General features: G+C 72.3%; 13 protein-coding genes. 7 read left to right on the top strand and 6 right to left on the bottom strand.

Annotated features, from left to right (window positions below):
• Positions 1-4: 4 nt before the first annotated feature.
• A complete protein-coding gene (locus ACWD4U_RS03690; RefSeq protein ID WP_449787088.1) occupies positions 5-1,450 on the bottom strand; it encodes an aminopeptidase P family protein in 1,446 nt (481 codons plus the stop codon).
• A 220-nt stretch (positions 1,451-1,670) separates the two neighbouring features.
• Here ACWD4U_RS03690 and ACWD4U_RS03685 point away from each other — a divergent pair, with 220 nt between their 5' ends.
• From ACWD4U_RS03685 to ACWD4U_RS03655, 7 genes are all read left to right on the top strand, one after another.
• A complete protein-coding gene (locus ACWD4U_RS03685) occupies positions 1,671-3,407 on the top strand; it encodes an ABC transporter substrate-binding protein (protein WP_363449275.1) in 1,737 nt (578 codons plus the stop codon).
• Positions 3,408-3,421: 14 nt separating this feature from the next.
• Positions 3,422-4,387, top strand: coding sequence for an ABC transporter permease (locus tag ACWD4U_RS03680; protein WP_363449277.1), 966 nt, complete (start codon positions 3,422-3,424; stop codon positions 4,385-4,387).
• Positions 4,384-5,373: an ABC transporter permease gene (locus ACWD4U_RS03675; protein ID WP_363449279.1), complete on the top strand. Its 990-nt coding sequence runs from the start codon at positions 4,384-4,386 to the stop codon at positions 5,371-5,373. The genes ACWD4U_RS03680 and ACWD4U_RS03675 overlap by 4 nt, the downstream gene beginning before the upstream one ends.
• Complete coding sequence (locus ACWD4U_RS03670) at positions 5,370-6,359, top strand: ABC transporter ATP-binding protein (protein WP_363449281.1); 990 nt, start codon at positions 5,370-5,372, stop codon at positions 6,357-6,359. Before ACWD4U_RS03675 ends, ACWD4U_RS03670 begins: the two co-directional genes overlap by 4 nt.
• Entirely contained in the window at positions 6,356-7,372 is a 1,017-nt protein-coding gene (locus ACWD4U_RS03665) for an ABC transporter ATP-binding protein (RefSeq protein ID WP_363449283.1), read from the top strand. The genes ACWD4U_RS03670 and ACWD4U_RS03665 overlap by 4 nt, the downstream gene beginning before the upstream one ends.
• A 287-nt stretch (positions 7,373-7,659) precedes the next feature.
• Positions 7,660-9,990 carry a collagenase gene (locus ACWD4U_RS03660; protein WP_363449285.1) on the top strand — a complete coding sequence of 777 codons (2,331 nt, stop codon included), beginning with the start codon at positions 7,660-7,662 and terminating at the stop codon, positions 9,988-9,990.
• 114 nt (positions 9,991-10,104) lie between these two features.
• Positions 10,105-11,874: a glycoside hydrolase family 36 protein gene (locus ACWD4U_RS03655; RefSeq protein WP_363449287.1), complete on the top strand. Its 1,770-nt coding sequence runs from the start codon at positions 10,105-10,107 to the stop codon at positions 11,872-11,874.
• A gap of 11 nt (positions 11,875-11,885) precedes the next feature.
• Here ACWD4U_RS03655 and ACWD4U_RS03650 read toward each other — a convergent pair whose 3' ends face one another.
• The 5 genes from ACWD4U_RS03650 to ACWD4U_RS03630 all read right to left on the bottom strand — a co-directional run bounded on the left by ACWD4U_RS03650 (position 11,886) and on the right by ACWD4U_RS03630 (position 14,992).
• Positions 11,886-12,260, bottom strand: a complete 375-nt coding sequence (locus ACWD4U_RS03650; protein ID WP_363449289.1) for a hypothetical protein — start codon at positions 12,258-12,260, stop codon at positions 11,886-11,888.
• A 90-nt stretch (positions 12,261-12,350) separates the two neighbouring features.
• Positions 12,351-12,779 carry a roadblock/LC7 domain-containing protein gene (locus ACWD4U_RS03645; RefSeq protein WP_449787087.1) on the bottom strand — a complete coding sequence of 143 codons (429 nt, stop codon included), beginning with the start codon at positions 12,777-12,779 and terminating at the stop codon, positions 12,351-12,353.
• 37 nt (positions 12,780-12,816) lie between these two features.
• On the bottom strand, positions 12,817-13,764 hold the full coding sequence (locus ACWD4U_RS03640) for a transcriptional regulator (RefSeq protein ID WP_363449293.1): 948 nt from the start codon (positions 13,762-13,764) through the stop codon (positions 12,817-12,819).
• Positions 13,764-14,147, bottom strand: a complete 384-nt coding sequence (locus ACWD4U_RS03635) for a hypothetical protein (protein ID WP_363449295.1) — start codon at positions 14,145-14,147, stop codon at positions 13,764-13,766. Before ACWD4U_RS03635 ends, ACWD4U_RS03640 begins: the two co-directional genes overlap by 1 nt.
• Positions 14,087-14,992 carry an MFS transporter gene (locus tag ACWD4U_RS03630; protein ID WP_363449297.1) on the bottom strand — a complete coding sequence of 302 codons (906 nt, stop codon included), beginning with the start codon at positions 14,990-14,992 and terminating at the stop codon, positions 14,087-14,089. The genes ACWD4U_RS03635 and ACWD4U_RS03630 overlap by 61 nt, the downstream gene beginning before the upstream one ends.
• Between the last annotated feature and the right edge of the window lie 62 nt (positions 14,993-15,054).

The raw sequence follows: 15,054 nt of genomic DNA, 5'->3' as shown, positions 1-15,054 counted from the left end.
TCCGTCAGGACAGCAGCGTGCCCATCCACTCCTCGATGCCGTCGACGGTGCGCGGGAGGGCGCCGGACATCAGCCGGGCGCCGTCGGCGGTGATGACGAGGTCGTCCTCGATGCGGACGCCGATGCCGCGCAGCTCGGGCGGGAGGGTGAGGTCGTCGGGCTGGAGGTAGAGGCCGGGCTCGACGGTGAGGACCATGCCCTCCTCCAGGACGCCGTCCAGGTACGTCTCGGCGCGGGCCTTCGCGCAGTCGTGGACGTCCAGGCCGAGCATGTGGCCGCTGCTGCAGAGGGTGTAGCGGCGGTAGAGGCCGGAGTCTTCGCGCAGCGCCTCCTCGGCGGGGACCGGGAGGACGCCCCACTCGGCGAGGCCCTCGGCGATGACCCGCATGCCGGCGCGGTGGAAGTCGCGGAAGGACGCCCCGGGCCGCAGGGTGGCGATGGCGGCGTCCTGGGCGGCCAGCACCAGCTGGTAGACGTCGCGTTGGACGGGGGAGAAGGTGCCGGAGAGCGGCAGGGTGCGGGTGACGTCGGCGGTGTAGAGGGTGTCGGTCTCCACCCCGGCGTCGAGCAGCAGCAGCTGGGACGGGTCGAGGGCGCCGTCGTTGCGGATCCAGTGCAGCACGCAGGCGTGGGCGCCGGAGGCGACGATGGTCTCGTAGCCGGTGCCGTTGCCCTCGGCGCGGGCGCGCCGGTTGAAGGCGCCCTCCAGCCAGCGCTCGCCGCGGTGGTGGCGCAGTGCGGCGGGCAGGGCGCGGACCACGTCCTCGAAGCCCGCGGTGGTGTGGTCGACCGAGAGCTGCAGCTGCTCGACCTCCCAGGCGTCCTTGACCAGGCGCAACTCGGCGAGCGCGCCCGCGAGTTGCCCGTCCAGGGCGGTCAGGGCCGAGGACGGGCGGCCGGCCAGCGCGTCGAGCGCGGGGTCGACGTCGGCGAGCAGCCGGGTGGGCACGGAGCCGGTGAAGAGCTTCGGCAGGTCGTCGAGGTGGGCGGTGCGCAGCCCGGTGAGCTGCGCGGCCTCGGCCAGGTCGGCGCGCCGGCCGACCCAGAACTCGCCGTAGCGGCGGTCGCGGTAGAACTCGGCGGAGCCGCCGGCCCGCGGTGAGCGCGGGCGCAGGTACAGCACGGGCTCGCCGTCCGGCTCGATCACCAGGACGTGGCCGACCTGCTCCTCGCCGGTCAGGCCGGTGAGGTGGGCGTAGGCGCTGTGCGGGCGGAAACGGTAGTCGCAGTCGTTGCTGCGGACCTTCAACTGCCCTGCGGGCACGAGCAGTCGCTCGCCCGGGAAGGCGGCGGCAAGCCGGGCGCGGCGGGCCGGGAAGTGGGCGTGGCCGGGCACCCGGTCCTCGGCGGGCAGCGGGGTGGCGGCCCACTGGGTGCCCATGAAGGCGTCCAGGGCGGGGGAGACCGGGAGGTCGTGGCTGCCCGTGTTCAGCACGGGCGGGGTGGACACGGCGGACGATTCTGGAAGCATGCTCGGGTCGGCTCCTCTGACCTGGGGCAACTACGGGGAGGGGGAATCGAGTTGCACACCGTCAGGTAAGGCCGAGGACACGGCTCGATAACGGTCCGTCCGCCTCATTGCGCTGTGCAATTTCACATTACTATGTTACGGGTCACACCTCAGTCAGGGCCAGACCCCGATTGAGCGGCCCCCCATTCCGGAGTTGCACATGAACAGGCGTACCCACGCCGCCCTCGCGGCGGCCATCGCGGCATCCCTCACCCTCGGACTCGGCGCGTGCAGCAGCAGCGCCGGGAGCAGCGACAACGGCGGCCAGCAGGGCGTGACCACCGAGGGCAACGGCATCGTCGGCGGCACTCCGGTGAAGGGCGGCACCCTCACCATCCTGTCGAACCAGGACTTCGACCAGCTCGACCCGGCCCGCAACTGGACCATGCCGGTGATGGACGTCGGCGTCCGGATGCTCTACCGCACCCTCACCACCTTCAAGGCGGCCCCCGGCGCCGAGGGCCTGAAGATCGAGCCGGACCTGGCCACCGACCTGGGCACCCCCAGCGACGGCGCCAAGACCTGGACCTTCCACCTGAAGGACAACCTCAAGTACGAGGACGGCACGGCGATCACCGCCGACGACATCAAGTACAACGTCGAGCGGTCCTTCTCCCCGGAGCTGCCCGGCGGCCCCGACTACGCGGTGCGCTACCTCAACGCCCCGGCCGGCTACCAGGGCCCGCTCACCGGCCAGCGGCTCGGCAAGGAGGCGATCGAGGTCCCCGACGCCAAGACCATCGTCTTCCACCTCAAGCGCCCGGTCGCCGAGTTCGGCTACACCGTCACCCTGCCGACCTTCTCGCCCGTCCCGAAGGCCAAGGAGACCGGCGCCAACTACTCCAACCACCCGGTCTCCTCCGGCCCGTACAAGATCGAGAGCTACGACCGCGGCAAGCGCATGGTGCTGGTGCGCAACACCAACTGGGACGCGGCGAGCGACCCGGTGCGCAAGGCCTACCCCGACAAGATCGTGGTGGACCAGACCCTCAAGGGCACCGGCATCGCCGACCGCCTGATCGCCGACCAGGTCGACGACAAGAACGCCATCTCCTACGTCGACCTGACGCCCTCGAAGATCTCCGAGGTACTCACCAACCCCGACGTCAAGAAGCGGCTGATCAGCGAGAACGCCGGCTGCACCACCAAGCTGGACATGAACACCACCAAGGCGCCGTTCGACAACCCCAAGGTCCGCCTGGCGATCCAGTACGCGGTCGACAAGGAGGCCGTCGCCGCCGCCATGGGCGGCCCGGCGTTCAACGACATCGCCACCACCTACCTGCCGCCGGTGCTCACCGCGGGCAACCCGATCGACCACTTCATGATCAAGCCGTCCGGCGACCCGGACAAGGCCAAGGCGCTGCTCACCGAGGCGGGCCTCGGCGGCGGCTTCGCCACCGAACTGGTCACCTCCACCGGCGGCAAGGCGCAGGCCGAGGCGATCCAGGCCGGCCTCAAGCGGGTCGGCGTGGACGTCACCATCACCACCGTCGACCCGACCGCCGTCAACTCCATCATCGGCGACAAGGACAAGCAGCCCGGACTCGCCGCGCAGGGCTGGTGTCCTGACTACCCGTCGGCCGCCACCTTCCTGCCGATGATCTTCGACGGCCGGCAGATCAAGGACAAGGGCAACCAGGGCGACATCACCCGGTTCAACGACCCCGAGGTCAACGCCGAACTCGACCGGATCGCCGGCATGGAGGACCTGCAGAAGGCCAACCAGGCCTGGCTCGCCCTGGACGCCAAGGTGATGGACGCCTCCCCGGCCGTCCCGATGGTGTGGCAGAAGAAGCCGGTGCTGGTCGGCTCCAACATCGCCGGCGCCTACGCCCACCCGGTCTGGGCCGGACAGCTCGACTACGCGGTCATCGGCCTCAAGTCCGTGAACTGAGGGGCGATCCGCAGATGACCACCCCGCTCACCTCGGCGCCGGCCGGGGGAGCGGGGGCCGCGGAGGACACCGCCACCGCCGCCCCCGCCTCCCCCTGGGCCCTCGCGCTGCACCGGCTGCGCCGGCAGAAGGCCGCCGTCGTCGGCCTCGCCATCATCGTCTTCTTCGTCCTGATCGCCGTGCTCGCCCCGGTGCTCACCGCGATCAGCGGCAAGGGCCCCGACCAGATCGACAAGAAGGCCGTCGACCCCTACCTCGGCGGCCTGCCCCGCGGCAGCCTCGGCGGCATCAGCCCCGACCACTGGCTCGGCGTCGAACCGCTGCTCGGCCGCGACGTCTTCGCCCGGCTCGTCTACGGCGCCCAGATCAGCCTGCTGGTGGCGTTCAGCGCCGCCCTGCTGATCACCGTCATCGGCACCGTCCTCGGCATCACCGCCGGCTACTTCGGCGGCCGCGTCGACGCCGTGATCAGCCGCTTCATGGACGTCATGATGTCCTTCCCCAGCCTGATCTTCATGATCGCGCTGCTCTCGGTGGCCCGGAACGTCAACCGCGTGGTGCTCCTGATCGGCGTGCTCTCGGTGTTCAGCTGGCCCTACATCGCCCGGGTCATCCGCGGCCAGACCCTCTCGCTGCGCCACCGCGAGTACGTCGAGGCGGCCCGGGCCTGCGGCACCGGCAACCGGCGGATCCTGCTCACCGAGATCCTGCCCAACCTCACCGGCACGATCATCGTCTACGTCACCCTCGCCATCCCCGGCCTGATCGGGGCCGAGGCCGCGCTGACCTTCCTCGGCGTCGGGATCCGCCCGCCCACGCCCTCGTGGGGGCAGATGATCTCCGACTCGGTGCTCTACTACAAGGTCGACCCGATGTTCTTCATCCTCCCCAGCGCCTGCCTGTTCCTGGTCGTGCTGGCCTTCACCCTGCTCGGCGACGCCCTGCGGGACGCCCTCGACCCGAAGGGCAGCCGCACGTGATCGGATTCCTGGCGCGCCGCCTCGCGGCGATGGCCGTCACCCTGCTGGTGATCTGCGCCCTCACCTTCGCGGTCTTCTACCTGCTGCCCACCGACCCCGCCGCCCAGTTCTGCGGCAAGGACTGCTCCGCCGACCGGATCGAACTGGTCCGCCAACAGCTCGGACTGAACGACCCCCTGATCGTCCAGTTCGGCCGCTACGTGGCCGGCATCTTCGCCGGCCAGACCCTCGGCACCGGCCCGTACGCCGTCCGCTGCGACTTCCCGTGCTTCGGCTACTCCTTCCAGAGCGCCCAGCCCGTCTGGACGTTGATGATGGACCGGCTGCCCACCAGCGCCTCCCTCGCGCTCGGCGCGGCCGTCCTGTGGCTGGTCCTCGGCCTCGGCGTCGGCGTGCTCTCCGCGCTGCGCCGCGGCAGCTGGCTCGACCGCACCCTGATGGTCGGCACCATCGGCATCGCCGCGCTGCCGGTCTACTTCACCGCGATGATCCTGCTCTACCTGGTCGTCACGGTCGGCGGACTGCTCCCGTACCCGCGCTACATCGCCTTCACCGAGGACCCCGGCAGCTGGATCGCCAACCTGATCCTGCCCTGGACCACCCTCGCCCTGATGTACGCCGCCATGTACGCCCGGATGACCCGCAACTCCGTCATCGAGACGATGGCAGAACCGTACGTGCGCACCGCCCGCGCCAAGGGACTGCCCGAACGCCGGGTGGTCGGCAAGCACGGACTGCGCCCCGCCCTCACCCCCGTCGCCACCATGCTCGGCATGGACCTCGGCGGACTGCTGGCCGGCGCGCTGATCACCGAGTCGCTGTTCAGCCTCCCCGGCGTCGGCAAGCTCTTCGCCGACTCCCTCAACAAGGCCGACCAGCCGGTGATCATGGGCATCACCCTGCTCGCCTCCTTCTTCATCGTCAGCTCCAACCTGGTCGTGGACCTGGTCTACGCCTGGATCGACCCGAGGGCGAGGCTCGCATGACCGGTCAACCGCTGCTCGCCGTCCACGACCTCAGCGTCCACTTCGCCACCGCCGAAGGCACCGTGCACGCCGTCAAGGGCGTCGACTTCACCGTCGAAGCCGGCCGCACCCTCGGCATCGTCGGCGAATCCGGCTCCGGAAAGTCCGTCACCTCACTGGCCGTCATGGGCCTGCACCGCGGCGCCACCGTCACCGGCTCCGCGAAACTGCACGGCCGGGAGCTGATCGGCGCCCCCGAGGAAGAGATCCGCCGGCTCCGCGGCCGGACCATGGCGATGGTCTTCCAGGACGCCCTCACCGCGCTGCACCCCTACTTCACCATCGGCGACCAGATCGCCGAGGCCTACCGCGAACACCACGGCGGCAGCCGCAAACGGGCCCGCGCCCGGGCCGTCGACGTCCTCGGCGACGTCGGCATCCCCGAACCCGCCCGCCGCGCCGACGAGTACCCGCACCAGTTCTCCGGCGGCATGCGCCAGCGCGCCATGATCGCCCTCGCGCTCTCCTGCGAACCCGACCTGATCATCGCCGACGAGCCCACCACCGCCCTCGACGTCACCGTCCAGGCCCAGGTGCTCGAACTCCTGATGAAGCTCCAGCAGGACCGCGGACTCGGCATCGTGATGATCACCCACGACCTCGGCGTGATCGCCCGGGTCGCCGACGAGGTGCTCGTCATGTACGGCGGATCCGCGGCCGAACAGGCCCCCGCCGACACGCTGTTCGCCGCCCCCCGGCACCCCTACACCCGCGGCCTGCTCGACTCGCTGCCCCGCCTCGACGCCGCCGACGGCGCCGCACTGCGCTCCATCCCCGGCACCCCGCCGTCCCTGCTCACCCCGCCCGCCGGCTGCGCCTTCCACCCCCGCTGCCCCGTCTACGCCGCCGCGGGCGACCCCCGCTGCACCGGCGACCGCCCCGCCCTGCGGCAGGTCGCCGACGGGCACCGCAGCGCCTGCGTCCTCGATGAGGTGACCACCGCATGACCACCTCCGTTGCCTCCGCCGTCGACGCGACCGGCGCCGACGAACCGTCACCCCTGCTCAGCGTCCGCGACCTCGGCATGACCTTCCCGGTCCGCTCCGGCCTGCTGGGCCGCAGACTCGGCGTCAAGGCCGTCGACGGCGTCACCTTCGACGTCCGCCCCGGCGAGACCCTCGGCCTGGTCGGCGAGTCCGGCTGCGGCAAGTCCACCACCGGACGGATGCTGGTCCGCCTCCTCGACCCCACCGCCGGCACCGTCGCCTTCCGCGGCGAGGACATCACCCGCCTCCCGCAGGGCCGCCTGCGGCCGCTGCGCAGCAAGTTCCAGATGATCTTCCAGGACCCGTTCGCCTCGCTCAACCCGCGGCAGACCGTCCAGCAGATCATCGCGGCGCCGCTACGCGCGCAGGGCCTGGCCGCCGAGGCGATCCGCCGCGAAGTCCGCGACCTGGTCCACCTGGTGGGCCTCGCCCCCGAGCACCTGGAGCGCTACCCGCACCAGTTCTCCGGCGGCCAGGCCCAGCGCATCGGCATCGCCCGAGCCCTGGCCACCCGCCCCGAACTCGTCGTCGCCGACGAGCCGGTCTCCGCGCTCGACGTCTCCATCCAGGCCCAGATCGTCGGCCTGATGGAACGCCTGCAACGCGAACTCGGCGTCGCGTACGTCTTCATCGCGCACGACCTCGCCGTGGTCAAGCACATCAGCCACCGGGTCGCCGTGATGTACCTCGGCCGGATCGTCGAGATCGGAGAGAAGCACCAGGTCTACGACCGCCCCGCCCACCCCTACACCAAGGCCCTGCTCTCCGCGGTGCCCCTCCCCGACCCCGCGGCCGAACGCGCCCGCGAACGCATCGTCCTCCTCGGCGACCCCCCGAGCCCCGCGAGCCCGCCCCCCGGCTGCACCTTCCACCCCCGCTGCCCCAAAGCCCAGGCCATCTGCCGCGACGTGGCTCCGCCCCTGACCCCGAACGGCCTCGGTCGCGAGGTGGCCTGCCACTTCCCCGAATCCTGACGTTCCGTCAGTTCCCGGGCGAGGTGGCCTGCCACTTCCCCGAATCCTGACGTTCCGTCAGTTCCCGCCCCGACAGGGGCGCGGGGAGCTGCGCGGTCAGCCATGCACCATCCGTCAGTTGACTGATCATCGGCCGGCTGCACTGTCCGCCGTACCCCCGCTTGGCGCGCACGGGGCCGGGCGGCCAGCCCTCAGTGACTCGTCGTCATCGGTTGCTCGCGCAGTTCCCCGCGCCCCTCGCGGGGCGCGTTGATATCCCTCCCCCCACGAACCATGGAGCCCCCACCATGCGAAAGACCCTTGTCGCGGCCGTACTCGCCGCGTCCCTCACGATGCCCGTGCTGCAGAGCACCCAGGCGCTGGCGGTCACCCCCACGGCCGCCGCGTCGCACCTCTCGCCGAGCCCCGACCGGACCGCGTACGACGAGGTGGACCACCTCGGGAGTGCGACCGCGAAAGCGGGTGGCGTGGCGCCCGCGCCGGGCGGCGGGTCGCTCGGCGTCGACAACCACATCCCGGGGGCGCTGCCCGCGCGGGTGGGTGCGCCTGCCCCGGCCGCAGGTGAACTCGCCGCCGCCGCAGGCACGGTGAGCGCGACGACCGCCGCCGGAGTCCCGTGCACGCTCGACGCGATGACCGGCCTGAGCCCGGCCGCGCTCGCGGACTTCCTCGCCGATCCGGCCGTCACCGAGAGCTGCCTCGGCGGCATCGTGTGGACGTGGGACGCCCGGTTCGCCACCACCATGGACGCCCAGCACGTCCAGGCGGTGGCCGCCAAGGCGCAGTCCCTCGCCGCGACCGCCGACCCCCGCCTGTACCAGCTGTGGTACTTCCTGCACGCCGCGGTGTTCCACGACTTCAGTCACGCCGAGATCGACCTGACCACCGCACCGGTGACCGCCGCCGTCCAGCGGGCCATCGACGCCTACCTGGCCTCCGGGCACGCCTTCGACGCCACCGACACCGCGGGCCTGGTGATGCGCGAGCTCGGCATCGTCGCCGGAGCCACCGGCCTGCGCGAGCACAACCTGCCGCTGGTGAAGCAGGTCCTGGCGCACTTCGGACCGGGCACCGCGCTGGCCGGCTCCTGGCAGTGGGGCGGCGCCGCGCTCTCCGCGCTGAACGTCAACTTCCTCGGCATCGCCAACCGCGACGCCGCGTTCACCGCCGCCGTCGCCGCGGACGCCGACTACCGCGCCGCGTTCCGCGGGTTCGCCACCGCCGGCTACCTGAAGGGCACCCAGAACGAGTGGCTGGCCCGCGACGCGACCGGCGAGTACGGCCGGTTCGGGCAGATCGACGCGCTGAAGGCGCAGATCACCGGCGAGATCGGCGGGCTGCTCGCCGACACCCGGGCCACCTTCGGCGAGTACTCCGCGCCGTGGATCAAGGTGGTCGGCTGGGCCAACACCTACGGCGTCTGCGCCCAGTTCAACGTGTGCGCCGACCAGATCGAGGCCAAGCTGTTCCCGTACACCTACAAGTACGACAACGGCGCGATCGAGGTGCACACCGGCCTCGACAAGGCCACCGTCGACCAGATGTACTACGCCAGCAAGCAGGTGAAGACCCAGTTCTTCCGGGTGCTCGGCACCGACGCCCCGCTCGCCGGGGACACCAACACCACGCTGCACATCCACCTGTACGCGACCCGGTCCGACTACGAGGTCTACCACCCGCTGCTGACCGGGATGAGCACCAACAACGGCGGCATCTACATCGAGAACGGCGCCACCTTCTACACCTACCAGCGCACCAGCGCCGAGTCGTACCTGACGCTGGAGGAACTGTTCCGGCACGAGTACACCCACTACCTCAACGGCCGCTGGGCGGTGCCCGGTTACTTCGGCGACCCGCGCTGGTACAGCGGCGACCGGACCACCGCGATGGACGAGGGCACCGCGGAGTTCTTCGACGGCGCCACCCGCGACCAGGGCATCCTGGTGCGCAAGGCGCTGGTCAACAAGCTCGCCCAGGACGAGGCGGCGGGCATCCCGCGGATGACGGTCGACCAGCTCCTGCACGCGAGCTACGACGACACCCCGGCGTTCCACTTCTACAACTACGCCGGCACCTTCTTCGAGTTCCTGTGGACCGCGCACCCCTCGCTGATCCGCGAGATGTACGGCTACCAGCGCGCCGACGACCCGGCCGGCTTCGACGCCTGGCGCAGCCGGCTCGGGGCCGACCAGAACCTGCAGCGCGAGTACTTCGCCTTCCTCGACCAGCAGATCGCGAAGATCGACCAACTGGACGTCCCCAGCACGCAGTTCACCGCCAACGGATACCTGGCGTACGCCTACCCGTCCGAGGTGCGGGCCGCGTTCACCAAGAACGCCTACATGACGCCGGACTGCAAGGACAACGGCGACTGGGACAACAAGCCGATGCGCTTCGTCTGCACCGGCCGGATCACCGCCAACCTGTCGAACTCCGGCAGCGCCGACCAGGTGTTCAAGGACATGTCCTCCACCGTGGACTACTTCATCCTGCAGCGCACCAAGGGCGTCGCCAACAACCTCGACGACATGAACTGCTACTTCGGCAAGGTCGACATCTGGCCCACCGGCCAGGCCGGCACCGCCGACTACACCTGCGAAGGCCCCCTCCGCCGCTGACCCCGGCACCCACCAGCCCCCGCACGGGCCGGCCGTTCCCGGGCAGGCCCGCGCTTCCGCGGCCGGCCCGTGCGGGCACCACCTGAATGACCCACCTCCGAAAGGAACTCCCGCGTGACCGCGCTGTCCTGGGACGGCTCCGCCCCGCCGTCCGGTCGTACCGAGGCCGCCCGTACCGTCGACGCTGCCGGGCTGGCGGTGCGGATCACCGCTATCGGCAGCGCGACCGAACCCGTCGTCCGGGTCGTCCAACCGGGCACGCCTGGTGTGGTGTTGATCGAGGTGGAGAGCGGCGAGGAGGACGTCCGGCTGCGGGCCGAGTGGCAGGTGCCCTGCACCGGTGCCACCGGGTACTGGACGCCCAACACCAATGCGCGCTGGCTGCCGCCGAGTTGGGCGGCGCCCCGGGAGGCCTCGCTGCCCAAGGGCGCGCCGGTGGGCAGCCTGGTCGGGCCGGGCGACGCCGCGCTGTGCACCTTCGCGGTGGGCGAACCGGTCCGCCCGGTCAGCATCGGCGAAGGCGCCGTCGAGGAGACCGGCCGCTACAGCTGGTGGGTCGAGCACGACGGGCCGAAGCTCAGCCTGCGCCTCGACCTGAGTAACCGTCACTTCGCCGACACCGTAAGGGAGTCCGCCGACTGGTGGGCCACCCTGGTGCCGGTGCGCGCCGTCCCGGACGCCGCGTTCGAACCGGTCTTCTGCACCTGGTACGCGCTGCACCTGGCGATGACCGCCGCCGACGTGGAGAGCCTCGCCGAACTCGCCGCGCCGCTCGGCTTCGGCTCGCTGATCGTCGACGACGGCTGGCAGACCGACGAGCGCACCCGCTCGTACGCCACCACCGGCGACTGGGAGCCCGCCCCGCGCGCCTTCCCCGACTTCGCCGGCCACGTCCGGCGCATCCAGGCCCTGGGCCTGAACTACCTGCTGTGGCACGCGCTGCCGTTCGCGGGCGACCGCAGCCGCGCGGCCGAGGCGCTGGCCGGCCACACGCTGGCCCACCTGCCGCAACTGGAGACCCACGTGCTCGACCCGCGCAGCGCCGCCGTGCGCGCGTACCAGGTCGAGCGCCTCGCCGCGGCGGTGGAGCGGCACGGCGCGGACGGGCTGAAGATCGACTTCATCGACACCTTCGCCCGCCCGGCCGACACCGGTTCACCCGACGCCGACTGCGCGACCGTCGCCGAAGGCGTGCAGAAGCTGCTCGCCGCCCTCGACGCGCGGCTGCGCGCCACCCGGCCCGAGGTGCTGGTCGAGCACCGGCAGGGCTACACCGGCCCCGGGCTGTGGCCGTACGCGACGATGGTGCGGGCCGTCGACTGCCCGCTGGGCGCGGTGGAGAACCGGGTCCGGATCGCGGACCTGCGGCTGACCGCCGGGCCGCTCGCCGTGCACGCCGACCCGCTGACCTGGCACCCGGCGGAGCGCCCGGAGCGGATCGCGGTGCTGCTGCAGTCGGTGCTGTTCGCCACCGCCCAGGTCTCGGTCGACCTGGCCGCGCAGAGCGCCGACCAGCTCACCGCGCTGGCCTTCTGGCTGAGCGTCATGCGCGAGCACCGCGACCTCCTGCAGCGCGGCGAACTGCGCCCGCACCGACCCGAGTTGGCCTACCCGGTGATCGAGGCCCGGCACGGCGCCCGGCGGGCCTTCGGCCGGTACGCGCCGCTGCCGCTGCGCGTCGACGGCGAGTGGGAGCTGCTGCTGGTCGCCAACGCCGACCAGGACACCCTGGTGCGGCTGGAGTTCGACCGCGCTCCGGGCCCGGTCGAGCTGCTGGTGCAGGACTGCCTGGGCGGTACCGTCGCCCGGGCCCGGACCCCGGTCGGTGCCGCGGAGCTGTCCGTCCGCGTCCCCACCGGGGGCCTGCTCACCGTGCGCCGGTAGCCCGGGGAGGCTCAGACCTCGAGGTCGGCCTCGACCTTCTTCAGCTGGTGGCGGGCCATCGCCAGGTTGGCCCGGTTGCGGTCCAGCGCCAGGTAGAGGAACAGGCCCTTGCCGGAGCGCGCGGTCAGCGGGCGGATCAGGTGGTACTGGGTGGAGAGGCTGATCAGGATGTCCTCGATCGCCTCGTTCAGGTTGAGCAGCTCCATCGCCCGCAGCTTGGCCCGCACCACGTCGGTGTTGCCGGCCGCGGCCACGTTCAGGTCCAGGTCCGGACCGCCGCCGATGGTGCCCAGCGCCATCCCGCTGTTGTAGTCGACCAGGGCCACACCGATGGTGCCCTCAATCGTGCTCATGATGTCCTTGAGCGAGGTTTCCACAGCAGCCATGTTCTCAAATACCTTTTCTCATCAGGGAATTGACGGTTCGTCAGGTTGCTTGACGGGGAGATCCGGAGATCGTGAGCGGGTGGGGAGGGGTCAGAAGGCGCGATCGAGGTCGGCGTCGGCGAGGGCGGCGATCCGCGCCCCGGCCCGCCGGGCCTCCAGGTGCAGCCGGCCGACGTTGGCCTGCGCCCCGGCCAGCAGGGTCAGCACCGTGTACGAGCCCGCCGCGTAGGTGGCGGTGTAGCCGCGCTCGCCGCGGGTGATCAGCTCGCGGAAGCCGCCCTGCCCGGTCGCCTCCGACAGCCGGGCGCCGACGCCGAGCGCGGCGGCGGTCAGCGCGGCCACGCTCTCCGCCTCCAGTCCGCTGGTGTCGTGGGCGACCACCAGGCCGTCGGTGGTGGCGACCAGACCGCCGGTCAGGTGCGGGATCCTGGCCCGCAGGCCGCGCAGCTCGGCCTGCACCTCGGCTTCCGGCAACACGGTCGTCCTCCTCGCGGTCAGTTGTCGAAAGGTCCGCTTCATGACTCGGTCGGCGGGACGGGGCAGGCGGGTAGGGCGGTCACAAGGCCTCCAGAGCGGCGCGTAGTCGGAGCAGTAGCCCCACCTCCGGATCCGAGGGGTCGTAGGTGCGCGGACCGGGCGGCAACAGCACGTCCGGCGGCACGGGTTGCGCGGCGGCCGGTGGTGGCGGGTCGGGGACGGCGGCCGGCCGCCGGGCCCCCAGCAGCCCGGCGGCGGCCAACTGCCGGACGTCCAGCAGTGTGCCGAAGGTGGAGCGGCCCAGCAGCCGGGCCAGCTCGGTTGCGGTCCGGGTGCCGTCGGCGGCGGCCAGCAGCGCCTGCCGGCGGCGGCGCGGGACCGCGGTGCGGCGCTGCGGCGGGGTGCCGGTGGCCAGCAGCGGGACCAGGTCGAGTTCGGCGGTGGGCCAGCAGGCGTCCAGCAGGGAGCGGCGGCGGCCGACCGCGCCGCGCAGCTCCAGGACCGTCAGCGGCCGGGCGAGCCGGAAGACCGGGCGGGCCGCCGGGTCGAAGCGCAGCTCGCCGCCGTGCTGGGCGAGGGCGAAGTGGCCGGCGTCCAAGGTGGCGGTGAGCCGGGCGAGTTCGAGCTCGCCGGGGCCGAGGAGGTGGCTGCCGACCAGGTAGTCCGCGAGCCGGTCGGCGCCCAGCAGCAGGCTGTCCTCCCAGTCCCGGACGCTGATCCGGCCGGCCCCGGTGAGCAGGTGGCCGACGGTGGCGGCGGCCGGCGCCTCGGCGTGCACCGCGGCGCCCGCCACCAGGTGCACCGCGCCGTCCGGGCCGTGCAGGGCGCCGGTGGCGCCCTCGGCGGCCAGGTCGGTGAGCGCGGCCTCGAAGGTGGTGGCCGGTGCGCAGGTGGAGCGCCGGCGGCGGGGCAGCGGCGTGCGCGAGCGGCCGGCGGCGGCCGGAACGGGCTGCACGGGAACGGCCGGCGGGGGGAACCCGTCCGGGGCCGCCGCCGTGAGCGGCGTCAGGGTGTCGGCGGCGGGCATCAGTTGAGCACCAGCCGGTCGGCGATCCCGGCGAGCCGGATCCGGGCCATCGCCAGGTTGGCGTGGTCCCGGTCGAGCCGCAGGTAGAGGAAGACGTTGGCGTCGAACGGGACCGGTACGAAGCGGATCAGGTGGTAGTTGTCCGCCGAGGTGACGATGACGTCCTCGGCGGGCGGGGCTCCGGTCTCCGGGTCGGCGAAGGACGGGGTCTGGGTGACGGCGCGGGCCAGCTCGGTGGCGTCCGCCGCGCCGACCTCGTGGTCGCCGTCGGGCCCGATGCCGGCGGTGCCTATCGCCAGACCGTTGGTCCAGTCGACCAGGCTCACCCCCAGGGCGCCGGTGATCCCCATGGCTTCCGCAAGGCACTCCTCGATCCCGGGCACTGAACCGCTGTCCCTCCCCACCGTGCGGAACACGGCGCGTCGCTGCCACCGCCTTCACCTGCGGTAGTCTGACCAGGACGCAACGCTACCGGCGGCGACACGGGAGAGCGAGACTTTCCCGCATATCCGTCGGGCATATGCCCGAGTGCGCTAGGGTGCCCCGGCGGCTGACGCTCCGTCAGGAAGGCGTCGCAGCAGCGGAATCGGCGAGGCCACCACCCACGGGCAGGAGGCCGGCGCCCCGACCGCGGCGATCCACGGCGCCGGGCGCAGCCCGAGGGTGGAGCCGAGCGCCCCGCCGAGCAGCGAACCAGCGGCCGCACCCCGTAGTTGACGGCCTGGTAGGCGCCGGACACCCGGGAGCGCAGTGCGTCGGGGACGCACGCGGCGAAGATGGCGCCCGCGGTGATGTCCAGGACCATCACGCCGACCCCGGAGACGAACGCGAGCGGGACGGTCAGCAGCAGCGCGGCGCGACCCGGGTCGGTGGCGATCACCATCCGGCGGCGGTGCCCGTAGCGGTCCGCCCGGCCGCCGGCGTGCAGCGACAGCAGCAGGTAGGGCAGCCGGCCCGCGGCGGCCAGGTAGGGCCTGGTCAACTCGTCGATGCGGGAGGTGAGTTCGGTGAGCTCGGTGGCGGTCGGGTGGAGCAGGGTGTCGCCCGTGCCGGCCGCCTCGCGCCATTCGGGGGAGTCCTCGGCGCGGTGCGCCACCCAGCGGCCGGCGCGCTCGAAGTAGCCGTCCAGGGCGGCGCGTTGCAGGGCGTCGACGGCCACGGCCTGCTCCGGGTCGGCGGGGGCGGCGTCCCAACTGGTCGGCGGTCCCTCGCGGCGGAGCAGGTCCACCAGGGGTGTCCGGGTGGGATGGGCGTCGGTGCGCGGGGCGTGTGGGTGGGTGCCCCGCGCAC

This window comes from Kitasatospora sp. NPDC002522, from assembly GCF_053595195.1.
This window is presented reverse-complemented; position numbering and strand designations above follow the sequence as displayed.

Excerpts from the sequence above, each read along its gene's own strand:
- ACWD4U_RS03685 (WP_363449275.1), top strand. The coding sequence starts at position 1,671 with ATGAACAGGCGTACCCACGCCGCCCTCGCGGCGGCCATCGCGGCATCC.
- ACWD4U_RS03680 (WP_363449277.1), top strand. The coding sequence starts at position 3,422 with ATGACCACCCCGCTCACCTCGGCGCCGGCCGGGGGAGCGGGGGCCGCG.
- ACWD4U_RS03670 (WP_363449281.1), top strand. The coding sequence starts at position 5,370 with ATGACCGGTCAACCGCTGCTCGCCGTCCACGACCTCAGCGTCCACTTC.
- ACWD4U_RS03665 (WP_363449283.1), top strand. The coding sequence starts at position 6,356 with ATGACCACCTCCGTTGCCTCCGCCGTCGACGCGACCGGCGCCGACGAA.
- ACWD4U_RS03660 (WP_363449285.1), top strand. The coding sequence starts at position 7,660 with ATGCGAAAGACCCTTGTCGCGGCCGTACTCGCCGCGTCCCTCACGATG.
- ACWD4U_RS03650 (WP_363449289.1), bottom strand. The coding sequence starts at position 12,260 with ATGGCTGCTGTGGAAACCTCGCTCAAGGACATCATGAGCACGATTGAG.
- ACWD4U_RS03645 (WP_449787087.1), bottom strand. The coding sequence starts at position 12,779 with ATGAAGCGGACCTTTCGACAACTGACCGCGAGGAGGACGACCGTGTTG.
- ACWD4U_RS03640 (WP_363449293.1), bottom strand. The coding sequence starts at position 13,764 with ATGCCCGCCGCCGACACCCTGACGCCGCTCACGGCGGCGGCCCCGGAC.